Below are 12,473 nucleotides of genomic sequence, written 5' to 3' on the forward strand. Positions count from 1 at the left end.
GTCGCCGAGCTGCCGCCGGCGGCGCGCATGTGCATGTAGCTGTCCAGGTCGGTCACCTGGTGACGGAGCAGGTTGGAGGCCTCATCACCGATGGCCGCCGCACTGCGGCCGGACCCCGGGCCTCGGGCTCCGGATCCCTCCGTACGCCCTCGCAATCGACCTCGACCCCGACCTCGATGGAGGCTCCGCCATGTCCCAGGCCCTGCTCGCCGGCATCTCCCGTACCACCGAGCCGCAGACCATGCTGCGCCGCTTCCTCGCGCTCGACGCCGTCGTCACCGGGGCCAACGGCCTGGCGTACGCCCTCGCCTCCCGGCCCCTCGCCCGGCTCCTCGGCGTCGACGCGGCGCTGCTGCTCGAAGTCGGCCTGTTCCTCACCGCGTTCGCCGCCGGAGTGGGCTACCTGGCCTCCCGGCCGCAGCCGTCCGCCACGGCCGTCAAGCTGGTCGTCGACGCCAATGTGCTCTGGGCGGTGCTGAGCGCCGTCGCGCTCGTCGCCTGGCTGTCGCCCAGCACCGCGGGAGCACTGTGGATCCCGATGCAGGCAGCCACCGTGGCCGGGTTCGCCGCCCTCCAGTGGTCCGCCCTGCGCGCCACGGCGGCCCGCTCGTGCTTGCTCTGACCGGGAAGGTGTCTGCCGTACTGTCCAGCGCATGCTGATCGTCAAAGGCGTGCTCGTTCTCCTCGGCGGCGTCTGCCTCTATCTCGCCTACATGTACATATCCACCGTTCCCAGCGAACGCGCCAAAGCCCGGAGGCTCCGGAGCCTGGAGGACGCCGGCATGGAGGCCGAGGCACTCATCGTGTCTCTGAGGCCGTTCGATGGTGACATCCGTGCCGAAGCCGTGTTCGAGGTTGAGATGCCGGATGGTCACACCGTCCGGGAGAAGAAGTACGTGCGCCTCACCCCGGAAATGGCGGTAGGCGTTGTCTATCCAATCGTCCGGCACAGCCGGTTTCCGGACCGCTTCGAGGTCGGCGTCAAGGAGGATGTGGCCCGCTCGCGCCTGCACCACGAGACCATGCCGAGGTGGCTGTGGCGCAGCACGACCATCGTTTTCGTGCTGGGCGTCGCACTGGTCCTGACCGGCATCTTCATCTAGAGCGTCGAAGAAACCGAAGCCCGGTGCCGTTCCACCATCACCAGCTCGCCGGTCACCGCACTATAGCGACTGGAGGTACGCGACCGTCGCCGGGTCGGCCGGGAGGAACGTCTCGATGGCCAGCTCGGCGACCGTCACGTCCATCGGCGTGTTGAACGTCGAGATCGACGACACGAAGGACAGCACGTGCCCGTCGTGCTCGATCCGCATCGGCAGCGCGAAGTACGGGTACGGACTCGGGTCCTCGCGGTCGCCCGGGTCTGTGGCCGTTTCCGGCAGGGGGTACGCCGAGACCTCGTCGTACAGCCGCCGCAGCGGCTCCGAGCGGGCCAGGGCGATCTGACGCTCCATCTGGGCCAGCAGGTGCCCGCGCCACTCGCGCAGGTTGCGGATCCGGGGCGCGAGGCCCTGGGGGTGCAGGGTGATGCGCATGGCGTTCATCGGCGGTGTCAGCAGGTGCTCCGGGATCCCGTCCAGCAGCATCGCGATGCCCCGGTTGGCGGCCACCACCGTGTACGAGCCGTCCACGACGAGCGCCGGGTACGGGTCGTACCCGGCGAGCAGCTGCTCGATGCCCTCGCGCAGGGTGCCGAGGGACGGGTCGTCCAGAGGCGTCTCGGCGTACCGGGGGGCGTAACCGGCCGCCAGGAGCAGCGCGTTGCGCTCGCGGACCGGTACGTCCAGATGGTCGGCGAGCCGCAGGACCATCTCCTCGCTCGGCCGCGCGCGGCCCGTCTCGATGAACGAGATGTGACGGGCCGACGAGTCCGCGCGCAGAGCCAGCTCCAGCTGGCTCAGCCGCCGCCGCTCACGCCAGCCGCGCAGCAGCGGGCCTATTCCGGTACCGGTCGCGAGAGTTGTCATACCGCAGACGGTAACCCACGTGTTGACCACGGGCCGGTGGCGTCGGACCGTATCGTCACGGTCACGTCGTCCACGTCGTCATCGTCCGTACCGCAACGAAACGGAGGGCCCAACATGCCCACTGAGCCGCTGTCGCAGAAGGAGATCGAGGACCGGCTGCGCGAGCTTCCCGGCTGGTCGCAGGAGGGCGACCGGATCGCCCGCACCTACCGCCTCTCCACCCACTTCGCCGCCACCGCGATGGTCGTCCACATCGCGCAGATCCAGGACGAGCTGGACCACCACTCCGACCTCACCCTCGGCTACAACACCGTCGGCCTCACCATGAACACCCACTCGGCGGGCGGCGCCATCACCGAACGCGACTTCGAACTGGCGTCCCGGGTCGAGGCCATCGCGCCCTCCCACGCCGCGAACTGAACCGGGCGACCGCGGACCGCGCACGACGAGCCGAGCGGGGCGGGCCGCGTTGCCGGAACGGCAACAGAGCTCGCCCCGGCGCCGTCCCCACCGCACGCTGTCCCCATGAGCCCTCACCACCACCATGACACCGACACCGCCACCGACATCGACTGGAACGAGATGCTGCCGCTCCTGGAGCGCGGCGCGGAGCTCCAGACCCCGCTGTACCGCCAGGCCGCGGCCTGGCTCGGCGAGCTCGCCCCGCCGACCGGCGTACGCCGCGTCCTCGACGTCGGCAGCGGCCCCGGCGTGCTGTCCTGCCTGCTCGCCGAGGCGTTCCCGTACGCCGAGGTCGTCGCCGTGGACGCCACGCCCGAGCTGCTGGAGCGCGCCCGCGACCGGGCGGCCGGCCTCGGCCTGACCCGCGTCACCACGCTCCACGCCCAGCTCCCCGACGACATCGCCGCGCTCGGCCCGGCCGACCTCATCTGGGCGGCCGGCTCCCTGCACCACCTGGGCGACCAGCGCGCCGCCGTCGCGGACCTGGCGGGCCTGCTGCGCCCCGGCGGCGTCCTCGCGGTCGCCGAGAGCGGCCTGGCGGGCCGGCACCTGCCGCAGCACACGGGGATCGGGCGCCCCGGCCTGGAGGCCCGGATGGAGGCCGCGCACGCCGACTGGTTCGCCGAGATGCGGGCGGCGTTGCCCGGGGCCAAGGAGGAGGTGGACGACTGGCGGGCACTGCTCGCCGGGGCGGGCCTCACGCCGAGCGGCACGCGCTCCTTCCTCCACGACGTCCCGGCGCCCGTCACCGACCCCGTACGCGAGTACGTCCTCGCCCACTTCACCCGGCACCGCCACACCCTCGGCGAACGCCTGAGCCCCGAGGATCGCGCGGCCCTCGACCGCCTGCTGGACCCGGCGGACCCGCAGGGCCTGCACCACCGGCCGGACCTGTTCCTGCTCACCGCCCGTACGGTGCACACCGCCCGCCGGGGCTGACCGCTCCCGGCACCGTCACGGCACGTCACGGCACGGGTGGCGTGTCCTTGTACGGACTGATCGGCTCCGGTGTCCGCCGCACGCTCCGCGCGTCCAGTGCCACCGCCGCCGTGGCCGTCCCCAGCTCGCCGCCCGGGTGCCAGGCCCCGGTGACCGCCACCCAGGTGTCGGCGGGCGGGGCCGGGGCGCCGTGGACGCGGACGCGCAGGGTCTGCGAGTCGGCGGCGCAGCAGCTCACGACGAGCCGGGTGAGGTACCAGGAGCCGTCCTTGGCGCCGGGGATCGGGGTGACGAACCCGGTCATCAGCACCGTACGGCCGGCGAGACTTCGCTCGCGGTCCTGCTGCACGCGCGCAATGAACCCGGAGAGGGCGAGCGGCGCCGGGTCCGCGTCCGGCAGCGGCTGGAACTCCGACACGGGGGCGATCACGTTGCCGGTCTCGCGCGAGGCGGTGTACGAGCCGAGGGCGGGCGGGGCGTACAGCAGCAGCGCGAGCACCGGCAGGAACAGCAGCCAGGCGACGCGCGGCCCGCCCTGGTGGTCGTGCCCGTGGGCCGACTCGGCGGCCTCCTCCTCCGGCTCGTCGTCCGGGCGCCGGGCCGCGAACGGCAGTCCGTCCCGTACGGCGCCGATCACGCCCAGGACCAGCAGCAGGACGCCGGAGGCGATCAGGTACGGCCGCAGGCCCTCCTTCACGTACCGCAGGTAGAGCTGGCTGAACAGCGCGATGTGCAGCACGGCCGACCCGGCGAGGAGCAGCAGGGCCGCCTGGACGTGGCGTCTCACAGCAGCCACCATCCCGTCAGGCAGGCGCACACCACGGCCACCACGGCGGTCGCCGCCGAGAAGCGCACGGCGAAGGCGCGGCCGAAGGTGCCGGCCTGGAGGGCGATGAGCTTCACGTCGACCATGGGGCCCACCACCATGAAGGTGAGCCGCGCGGTGGGGGAGAAGCCGGTGAGGGAGGCGGCGACGAAGGCGTCGGCCTCCGAGCAGACGGCGAGCACGATGGCGAGCGCCGCGAGGAAGAGGACCGACAGCCACGGCGAGTCGGCGAACAGCGCCAGCACGGAGCGCGGGACCAGGACGTTGAAGGTGGCGGCGGCCATCGCGCCGACCACCAGGAAGCCACCGGCGTGCAGGAAGTCGTGCTGGAAGCCGAGGCGGAACTCCTCCCAGCGGCTGTGCCCGGGCCGGTGCCCGGTGTGGCGGGCGGGCATCTTCAGCCACTCCGCCCTGCCCCACTTCAGCCACAGCCACCCCATGACGGCCGCCGTCACCAGCGACGCGACCAGCCGGGCGGCGACCATCTGCGGCTGCCCGGGGAAGGCGACGGCGGTCGAGACCAGCACGATCGGGTTGACGGCGGGCGCGGACAGCAGGAACGCGAACGCCGCGGCCGGGGTCACCCCCCGCCGGATCAGGCTCCCGGCGACCGGTACGGACGCGCACTCGCAGCCGGGCAGCACCACGCCGGCCGCTCCCGCGACCGGCACGGCGAGCGCGGGGTTGCGCGGCAGGGCCCGGCTGAAGACCCGTGCGGGCACGAAGGCGTTGACGGCGCCCGAGATCACGGTGCCGAACAGCAGGAACGGCAGCGCCTGCACGGTGAGCGCCACGCAGATGGTCTGCCACGCCCGGAACCCGGGATGGGAGAGCGCCGGGAAGGCGAGCCCCGCGATCAGCAGCAGCGAAACGCCGCCCGTGACGAGGACAGGCGTCGGTATCGCGGACGGCGCGGCTCCCCGCGAACCCTCACGCGGACCCTGACGCGAACGCTCGCGCGGGTGCCCGCGCTCGGGGACGGCTTCGGTCATGGGGCCTTACCTTAACGACCGGCGCCCCATGACAATCATTTCATCCCACTGCTCCGGTGCGGGTGGGGCTACGCTGGAGGAGGCATACCGGCCAGCAATAAGGGGGTCGGTCCGATGTCAACAGGGACCCTCCTGGCGATCATCATTCCCATCGTGGTGGTGCTCGCCGTCGTTGCCGCAGCAGCCTTCCTCATGGCACGCCGCCGACGCCTCCGCCAGCGCTTCGGCCCGGAGTACGAACGCACGGTGGAGGACACCGGCAGCCGGCGCGCCGCCGAGCGGGATCTGAGCGAGCGCGAGAAACGCCATGACGAGCTGGACATCAGGCCACTGACGGGCGATGCCCGGGAGCGCTACTCCCGGGACTGGCAGCGCGTGCAGGGCGAGTTCGTGGACCGTCCGGAGGACGCCGTGCAGGACGCGGACCTCCTGGTCGCGTCCCTGATGCGCGAGCGCGGCTATCCGACCGAGGACCTCACCCAGCGGATCAGGGACCTCTCCGTCGAGCACGGCCGCACCATCGAGCACTACCGCGCCGCCCACGAGGTCAACCAGCTCAGCATGAAGCACCAGGCGACGACCGAGCAGCTGCGCGGGGCCATGGTGCACTACCGCGCCCTCTTCGACGAGTTGCTGTCCGACCACGGGCAGAGGTGAAGGGAGGAGAGATGCAACGCGAGGACCTGCCGGAACCCACCGAGAGCGGCCTGTCCACCGAGGACCTGGCGCAGCCGCAGCCACCGCCGCAGGAGGAGTCGACCGGGATTCCCGCCTTCCCCGGCGAGAGCGCCGCGCCTGCGGCGCATACCGAGGGAGCCGCTGAAGGAACCGCCGAAGGAGCCGCCGAAGGATCCGCGGCAGCGGAAACCGCACCCGCCTCGGGGGGCGCGGAGGAGGAAGAGGCACCGCGGCTGCTGACCCCGGAGAACGAGGAGAGCTTCCGCGAGCGCTGGCAGGGCGTCCAGGCGCAGTTCGTCGACGACCCGCGCGAGGCCGTCCACAAGGCCGACGCGCTCGTCGCGGACGTCATGCAGCAGCTGGCCTCGACCTTCGCCGACCACAAGAAGGACCTGGAAGCCCAGTGGAACCGGGGCGAGGAGGTCGACACCGAGGACCTGCGCAAGGCGCTGCGCAAGTACCGGTCGTTCTTCAACCGCCTGCTCACCACGTGAGAAGCCGACGGCGCGGCCGCATCCGCGGCCGCGCCGTCATCGCGCCGCAGCGCTCAGCAGACGTCGTACGTCGCCGGGTCCGGGCCCAGGCGGCGCGCCTCGTCGAGGGCCGCGATGGCCGCCAGGTCGTCGGCGTCGAGCGCGAAGTCGAAGACGTCGATGTTCTCCCGGATCCGCGACGGCGTCACGGACTTGGGGATCACCACGTTGCCGAGCTGGAGGTGCCAGCGCAGGACCACCTGCGCCGGGGTGCGGCCGTGCTTGCGGGCGATCGCCACCAGCGCCGGGGCCTCCAGCAGGCCCTTGCCCTGGCCCAGCGGCGACCACGCCTCGGTCGCGATGCCGTGGCGGGCGTGGTACGCGCGGCTCTCGGCCTGCTGCAGGTGCGGGTGCAGCTCGATCTGGTTGACCGCCGGCACGATCGACGTCTCGCCGATCAGGCGCTCCAGGTGCTCCGGCAGGAAGTTCGAGACACCGATGGCCCGGGCGCGGCCGTCCGCGTGGATCTTCTCGATCGCCTTGTACGTGTCGACGTACAGGTCCTTCGACGGCAGCGGCCAGTGGATCAGGTACAGGTCGACGTACTCCAGGCCCAGCCGGCCCAGCGAGGCGTCGAAGGCGCGCAGCGTCGAGTCGTAGCCCTGCTCGCTGTTCCAGAGCTTCGTCGTCACGAAGAGCTCCTCGCGAGGCAGGTCCGAGGCGGCGATGGCCTGGCCGGTGCCCTTCTCGTTCTCGTAGATCGCGGCCGTGTCGATGGAGCGGTAACCGGCGTCGAGGGCCGTGCCCACCGCCTGCGCCGCTTCGTCGTCCGGGACCTGCCAGACGCCGAAGCCGAGCTGCGGCATGGAGACGCCGTTGTTGAGCGTGATGGAGGGGGCCTTGCTCACGAGCGGTTGTTCCTCACGTCGTCTTCTTTCCAGGTACGTGCGGGTGCAACGATCACCTGCCCGAACCTATTCCCCGGAGCCCCCCGAGTCATGGGTAGAGGGCGTCGATCTCACCCGCGTACGCCGTCTCGATCGCCCTGCGCTTCAGCTTCAGCGACGGCGTCAGCAGGCCGTGCTCCTCGGTGAACGGATGCGCCAGTATCCGGAACGTACGAATGGACTCGGCCTGCGACACCGCCGTGTTGGCGGCCACCACCGCCCGCCGGATCTCCGCCTCCAGCGACGGGTCCCGCACCAGCTCCGCCGGTGGCAGGGGCGGCCGGTTCTGCATGGCGAGCCAGTGGTCCACCGCCTCCCGGTCGAGGGTGACCAGCGCCGCGACGTAGGGGCGGTCGTTGCCGACCACGACGCACTGCGCCACCAGCGGATGGGCGCCGATCCGCTGCTCCAGGGCGGTCGGCGAGACGCTCTTGCCGCCCGAGGTCACCAGGATCTCCTTCTTCCGCCCCGTGATGGTCAGATAGCCGTCCTCGTCGAGCGCGCCGAGGTCGCCGGTGGCCAGCCAGCCGTCCCTCAGCACGGCGTCGGTGGCGGCGGGGTCGTTGAGGTACCCGGAGAAGACGTGCGGGCCGCGCAGCCAGATCTCGCCGTCGTCCGCGATGTGCACCGTCGTGCCGGGGACGGGCTGCCCGACGGTGCCGTACTTGGTGCGCTCGGGCGGGTTCGCGGTCGCCGCCGACGAGGACTCGGTCAGCCCGTACCCCTCGTACACGGTCACGCCGGCGCCCGCGAAGAACAGGCCGAGGTCCCGGGACATGGCCGAGCCGCCGGACATCGCGTGCCGCACCCGGCCGCCGAGGGCGTCGCGGACCTTGCCGTACACGAGCTTCTCGAAGAACTGGTGCTGCACGCGCAGGGCCGCCGACGGGCCCGGGCCCAGGCCGAAGGCCTTGTGCTCCAGCGCCTCGGCGTAGCGCACCGCCACCTCGACGGCCTTGTCGAACGGCGCCGCCTTCCCGGCGGCCTCCGCCGACCGGCGCGCCGCGTGGAACACCTTCTCGAAGATGTACGGCACGGCCAGGATGAACGTCGGACGGAACGCCGCCAGGTCCGGCAGCAGCGCGCTCGCCGTCAGCACCGGCTGATGGCCGAGCTTCACCCGTCTGCGGACCGCCGCCACCTCCACCATCCGCCCGAAGACGTGCGCCAGCGGCAGGAACAGCAGCGTCGACGCCTCATCGCCCGGCCGGGAGTGGAACACCTTCTCCCACCGGTCCACCAGCGTGTCCGCCTCGAACATGAAGTTGGCGTGGGTGAGCACGCAGCCCTTGGGACGGCCCGTCGTCCCGGAGGTGTAGATGACGGTCGCGATCGACTCGGGCGTCACCGCCCGCCGGTGGCGCTGCACCACCTCCTCGTCGATGCCGGCGCCCGCCGCCACCAGCTCGGCCACCGCGCCCGCGTCCAGCTGCCACAGCCGCTGGAGCCTCGGCAGCCGGTCGACCACCGAGCCCACGGTCATGGCGTGGTCCTCGTGCTCGACCACGCACGCGGTCACCCCGGCGTCGTGCAGCATCCAGTGCACCTGGTCGGCGGAGGCGGTCGGATAGACCGGCACGGACTGGGCGCCCACCGTCCACAGCGCGAAGTCGAAGAGCGTCCACTCGTAGCGCGTACGGGACATGATCGCGACCCGGTCCCCGAACCGTACGCCGTGCGCGATCAGCCCCTTGGCCAGCGCCAGCACCTCGTCGCGGAACTCCAGGGAGGTGACCTCGCCCCACTGCCCGTCGGCGCCCTTGCGGCCGAGCGCCACGCGGTGCGGATCGTCCACGGCGTGGTCGAACACGGCGTCGGCCAGCCCGCCGACCAGGGGAGCCGTCACCATGGGGGGGACAGAGAACTCGCGCAATGGCTGCTCCTTGTGGCGCTCCGCACAGCGGTGGGTGACGGTACCCCACGGACCGGTGCGACGGGAGGGCTTCGGCGTACCGGGACCCCGGCATCGCTACAGGTCAGACGCGCCCCACCCGGTTCCTGACTCCACGGTCAGCACGCCCTCCGCGAATCTCCACGGAATCTGTACGAGCCGCTCACGCGGGGGTGCGTACGCCGGGGCGTTCGGGCCACGGCGTTCGCGCCACGGCCGTTCACGCCGCGCCCTGGCCGTGCAGGCGGTCCCCGCCCGCCAGGATCGCCGAGGCGAGGGCGTCCGCCGCCTCCTTCGCCGGCCCCCGCGGATGGCCGTGGAGCAGGACGAAGTCCACGTCCCCGAGGTCCGGCAGCCCCGCCCGGGCCGGAAGCGGGACCAGGCCCGGCGGGACCAGCCCACGGGTGTGGGCCATCACGCCCAGGCCCGCGCGGGCCGCGGCGATCAGGCCGCTCAGGCTCGTACTCGTGCAGACGACACGCCAGGAGCGGCCGTGCGCCTCCAGGACCTCCAGGGCGCGGGCGCGCGTGATGCCCGGCGGCGGGAAGACGATCAGCGGAACCGGGCGGCCGGGGTCCAGCCGGAACCGGGGTGCGCCGATCCACGCCAGGGTGGAGTGCCAGACCAGACGGCCGTGGGTGTCGCCGCCGCGCCGCTTGGCCAGGACCAGGTCGAGGCGGCCCGCCGCCAGCTTCTCGTGCAGCGTGCCGGAGAGCTCGACCGTCAGCTCCAAATCCACCTCGGGGTGGTCCCGGCGGAACGCCTCCAGGACCTCCGGCAGCCGTGTCAGCACGAAGTCCTCCGAGACGCCGAAGCGGAGGCGCCCGCGCAGCCGCGTGCCGGTGAAGAAGGCCGCCGCCCGCTCGTGGGCGGCCAGGATCGTCCGCGCGAAGCCGAGCATCGCCTCGCCGTCCTCGGTCAGCTCCACGCTGTGCGTGTCCCGGGTGAAGAGCCGGCGCCCGGTCGCTTCCTCCAGCCGGCGCACGTGCTGGCTGACCGTCGACTGCCGCAGGCCCAGGCGGCGGGCGGCCTGCGTGAAGCTGAGCGTCTGCGTGACGGCGAGGAAGGTGCGCAGCTGGGCGGGGTCGTACACGGCGCAAGCCTAACGCCGCTCATCGGGGAACGTGATGGCAGTCAGCGCGGTGTGCGGGATTCCCGATCGCCGTCGCCGCGGGGACGATGGAGCGGGCACGACCCGACCGGAGGCACGACCCGACCGGAGACCTGACCGGAGAGCACAGGAGCACATGACCCGCCGAGCCATCGCCGTCCTCAGACCGCTGATCGACCCGTACGTCCTGGCGCTCCTCGGCACCGTGGTCCTGGCGGTCCTGCTGCCCGCCTCGGGCCGGGCCGCCGACGTCGTCGGCGGGGCGTCGACCGGGGCGGTGGCCCTGCTGTTCTTCCTCTACGGGGCGCGGCTGTCGACCGGCGAGGCGCTGGACGGACTGCGGCACTGGCGGCTGCACGCGACCGTGCTGGCGGCGACGTTCGCGGTCTTCCCCCTGCTGGGGCTGGCCGCGCAGGGCCTGGTGCCCTTCGTGCTGACGCCCGAGCTGTACGGGGGCCTGCTCTTCCTGTGCCTGGTGCCGTCGACGATCCAGTCGTCGATCGCGTTCACCTCGATCGCGCGGGGCAACGTGCCCGCCGCGATCTGCGCCGGGTCCTTCTCGTCGCTCGCCGGGATCGTGCTCACGCCGCTGCTGGTGGGCCTGCTCCTGGGGGCCCGGGGCGGCGGCTTCTCGGTGGACTCGCTGCTGCGGATCGTCGCGCAGCTGCTGGTGCCGTTCCTGGCGGGGCAGGTGCTGCGGCGCTGGGTGGCCGGATTCCTGGCCCGCCACAAGAAGGTGCTGGGGTACGTCGACCGGGGCTCGATCCTGCTGGTCGTCTACACGGCGTTCAGCCAGGGCATGGTCCAGGGCGTCTGGCACCAGGTCACCCCGCCGCGCCTGGCGGCGCTGCTGGCCGTGGAGGCGGTGCTCCTCGCCGTGATGCTGACGCTGACCTGGTACGGGGCGAAGCGGCTCGGCTTCGGCAGGGCGGACCGGATCGCGATCCAGTTCGCGGGCTCGAAGAAGAGCCTGGCCGCCGGCCTTCCGATGGCGAGCGTCCTCTTCGGCGCGCACGCCTCGCTCGCGGTGCTGCCGCTGATGCTCTTCCACCAGATGCAGCTCATGGTCTGCGCCGCGATCGCCAAGCGGTACGCGGACGGGGACCCGCCGCCGGAGCCCGGCCCGGCGCGCCGCCCGTCCGCCCCGGAGACCGCCCGCCGCTGAGCGCGTACGGTCACGGAATCAGGACCACCCTGCCCTGGTTGGCTCGGGACTCGATCAGCCCGTGCGCCTCGGCGGCCGACTCCAGCGGCAGCGCGGCGTGGACGGCCGCGCGCAGACGGCCCTCCGCGTGCAGGCGCCACAGCTCGTCGCGCCACGCCGCGTAGGCGGCGGGACGGGTGCGCACGAGGTGGGCCATCTGGAAGCCGATGACCGACTTGGCGCCGACGAGCAGGTCGTACGCCGCCACGGTGCCGCCGCCGGAGCTGTACGCGACGAGCCGGCCGCCCGGGGCGAGGGCGGCGACCGCGGGCGTGAGCAGGGCGCCGCCCACGGCGTCGAGCACGATGTCGACCGGCTCGCCCCAGGAGGAGTCCTCGTACACGACCACCTCGTCGGCGCCGAGCCCGTACAGGAACTCCGCCTTGGCCGCCGAGCCCGCCGCCGCGACGACCCGGGAGGCGCCGTTCAGCCGGGCCAGCTGCACCGCCAGCTGTCCGACCCCGCTCGCCGCGCCCGTCACCAGCACCGACTCGCCCGCCACCGGCCGCGCCGCCTCCCACGCGCCCCGCGCCACCAGCCCGCCGCGTACCAGCGCGACCGCGTCGACCGCCGTCGCGCCGTCCGGCACGACCGAGGCCATCGAGGTGTGCAGGACGGCCAGTTCGGCGTAGCCGTGGGTGAAGCAGATGCCCGTCACCCGGTCACCGGCCGCGAAGCCGGTCACGCCCTCGCCGACCGCCTCCACCGTGCCGGCCACCTCGCCGCCCAGCGGCAGGGGCTCGGCGGCCTCCCGCACCCGCTTCACGGCCGGGAGGCTGACCCCGATCGCCTCCACCCGCACCAGCAGCTCACCGGGTCCGGCCACCGGGGCCGCGACCTCCTCCAAGAACAGCACCTCGGGGCCGCCGTTGACCTCGTACCGCACACGCCGCATGGCGCCCACCACCCTCTCGGAATCGTTGGTATGCCCAACGGTAAGGGGAAAATCGTGGGAAAGTCCAACGGTTTCTCGTAAGCTGAGG

At 72.6% G+C, this 12,473-nt stretch carries 14 protein-coding genes; 7 read left to right on the forward strand and 7 right to left on the reverse strand.

The window, feature by feature from the left end; all coding sequences use genetic code 11:
- The first annotated feature begins 190 nt into the window (after nucleotides 1-190).
- Complete coding sequence (locus tag ABZX67_RS11250) at nucleotides 191-622, forward strand: hypothetical protein (RefSeq protein ID WP_355357300.1); 432 nt, start codon at nucleotides 191-193, stop codon at nucleotides 620-622.
- Between the two features lie 31 nt (nucleotides 623-653).
- Nucleotides 654-1,103 carry a hypothetical protein gene (locus ABZX67_RS11255; protein ID WP_355357302.1) on the forward strand — a complete coding sequence of 150 codons (450 nt, stop codon included), beginning with the start codon at nucleotides 654-656 and terminating at the stop codon, nucleotides 1,101-1,103.
- A 60-nt stretch (nucleotides 1,104-1,163) separates the two neighbouring features.
- Here ABZX67_RS11255 and ABZX67_RS11260 read toward each other — a convergent pair whose 3' ends face one another.
- On the reverse strand, nucleotides 1,164-1,967 hold the full coding sequence (locus ABZX67_RS11260) for a helix-turn-helix transcriptional regulator (RefSeq protein ID WP_355357304.1): 804 nt from the start codon (nucleotides 1,965-1,967) through the stop codon (nucleotides 1,164-1,166).
- Between the two features lie 114 nt (nucleotides 1,968-2,081).
- On the opposite strand from ABZX67_RS11260, the gene ABZX67_RS11265 reads away from it, so the two are divergent.
- Together ABZX67_RS11265 and ABZX67_RS11270 are read left to right on the forward strand one after the other, a co-directional pair.
- The gene (locus tag ABZX67_RS11265; RefSeq protein ID WP_355357306.1) at nucleotides 2,082-2,387 is read left to right on the forward strand and encodes a 4a-hydroxytetrahydrobiopterin dehydratase; all 306 of its coding nucleotides are present in this window, start codon (nucleotides 2,082-2,084) and stop codon (nucleotides 2,385-2,387) included.
- 105 nt (nucleotides 2,388-2,492) lie between these two features.
- Nucleotides 2,493-3,368 carry a class I SAM-dependent methyltransferase gene (locus tag ABZX67_RS11270; RefSeq protein ID WP_355357308.1) on the forward strand — a complete coding sequence of 292 codons (876 nt, stop codon included), beginning with the start codon at nucleotides 2,493-2,495 and terminating at the stop codon, nucleotides 3,366-3,368.
- 25 nt (nucleotides 3,369-3,393) lie between these two features.
- Here ABZX67_RS11270 and ABZX67_RS11275 read toward each other — a convergent pair whose 3' ends face one another.
- Both ABZX67_RS11275 and ABZX67_RS11280 read right to left on the reverse strand, forming a co-directional pair.
- On the reverse strand, nucleotides 3,394-4,155 hold the full coding sequence (locus tag ABZX67_RS11275) for a TIGR03943 family protein (protein WP_355357310.1): 762 nt from the start codon (nucleotides 4,153-4,155) through the stop codon (nucleotides 3,394-3,396).
- Nucleotides 4,152-5,186: a permease gene (locus tag ABZX67_RS11280; protein ID WP_355357312.1), complete on the reverse strand. Its 1,035-nt coding sequence runs from the start codon at nucleotides 5,184-5,186 to the stop codon at nucleotides 4,152-4,154. The genes ABZX67_RS11275 and ABZX67_RS11280 overlap by 4 nt, the downstream gene beginning before the upstream one ends.
- A 114-nt stretch (nucleotides 5,187-5,300) precedes the next feature.
- On the opposite strand from ABZX67_RS11280, the gene ABZX67_RS11285 reads away from it, so the two are divergent.
- The gene (locus ABZX67_RS11285; RefSeq protein ID WP_355357314.1) at nucleotides 5,301-5,843 is read left to right on the forward strand and encodes a hypothetical protein; all 543 of its coding nucleotides are present in this window, start codon (nucleotides 5,301-5,303) and stop codon (nucleotides 5,841-5,843) included.
- A gap of 11 nt (nucleotides 5,844-5,854) precedes the next feature.
- Nucleotides 5,855-6,358 carry a hypothetical protein gene (locus tag ABZX67_RS11290; protein WP_355357316.1) on the forward strand — a complete coding sequence of 168 codons (504 nt, stop codon included), beginning with the start codon at nucleotides 5,855-5,857 and terminating at the stop codon, nucleotides 6,356-6,358.
- A 53-nt stretch (nucleotides 6,359-6,411) separates the two neighbouring features.
- On the opposite strand, the gene ABZX67_RS11295 is transcribed toward ABZX67_RS11290, so the two are convergent.
- The 3 genes from ABZX67_RS11295 to ABZX67_RS11305 all read right to left on the reverse strand — a co-directional run bounded on the left by ABZX67_RS11295 (nucleotide 6,412) and on the right by ABZX67_RS11305 (nucleotide 10,268).
- The gene (locus ABZX67_RS11295) at nucleotides 6,412-7,245 is read right to left on the reverse strand and encodes an aldo/keto reductase (RefSeq protein ID WP_355357318.1); all 834 of its coding nucleotides are present in this window, start codon (nucleotides 7,243-7,245) and stop codon (nucleotides 6,412-6,414) included.
- An 88-nt stretch (nucleotides 7,246-7,333) separates the two neighbouring features.
- Complete coding sequence (locus ABZX67_RS11300) at nucleotides 7,334-9,133, reverse strand: long-chain fatty acid--CoA ligase (RefSeq protein ID WP_355357320.1); 1,800 nt, start codon at nucleotides 9,131-9,133, stop codon at nucleotides 7,334-7,336.
- Between the two features lie 262 nt (nucleotides 9,134-9,395).
- Nucleotides 9,396-10,268 carry a LysR substrate-binding domain-containing protein gene (locus tag ABZX67_RS11305; protein WP_355357322.1) on the reverse strand — a complete coding sequence of 291 codons (873 nt, stop codon included), beginning with the start codon at nucleotides 10,266-10,268 and terminating at the stop codon, nucleotides 9,396-9,398.
- Between the two features lie 154 nt (nucleotides 10,269-10,422).
- On the opposite strand from ABZX67_RS11305, the gene ABZX67_RS11310 reads away from it, so the two are divergent.
- Entirely contained in the window at nucleotides 10,423-11,451 is a 1,029-nt protein-coding gene (locus ABZX67_RS11310; RefSeq protein ID WP_355357324.1) for a bile acid:sodium symporter family protein, read from the forward strand.
- Nucleotides 11,452-11,461: 10 nt separating this feature from the next.
- On the opposite strand, the gene ABZX67_RS11315 is transcribed toward ABZX67_RS11310, so the two are convergent.
- Nucleotides 11,462-12,385: a zinc-binding dehydrogenase gene (locus ABZX67_RS11315; protein WP_355357326.1), complete on the reverse strand. Its 924-nt coding sequence runs from the start codon at nucleotides 12,383-12,385 to the stop codon at nucleotides 11,462-11,464.
- Between the last annotated feature and the right edge of the window lie 88 nt (nucleotides 12,386-12,473).

The organism is Streptomyces sp. NPDC003036, from assembly GCF_040611175.1.
Taxonomy (GTDB): Bacteria; Actinomycetota; Actinomycetes; order Streptomycetales; family Streptomycetaceae; genus Streptomyces.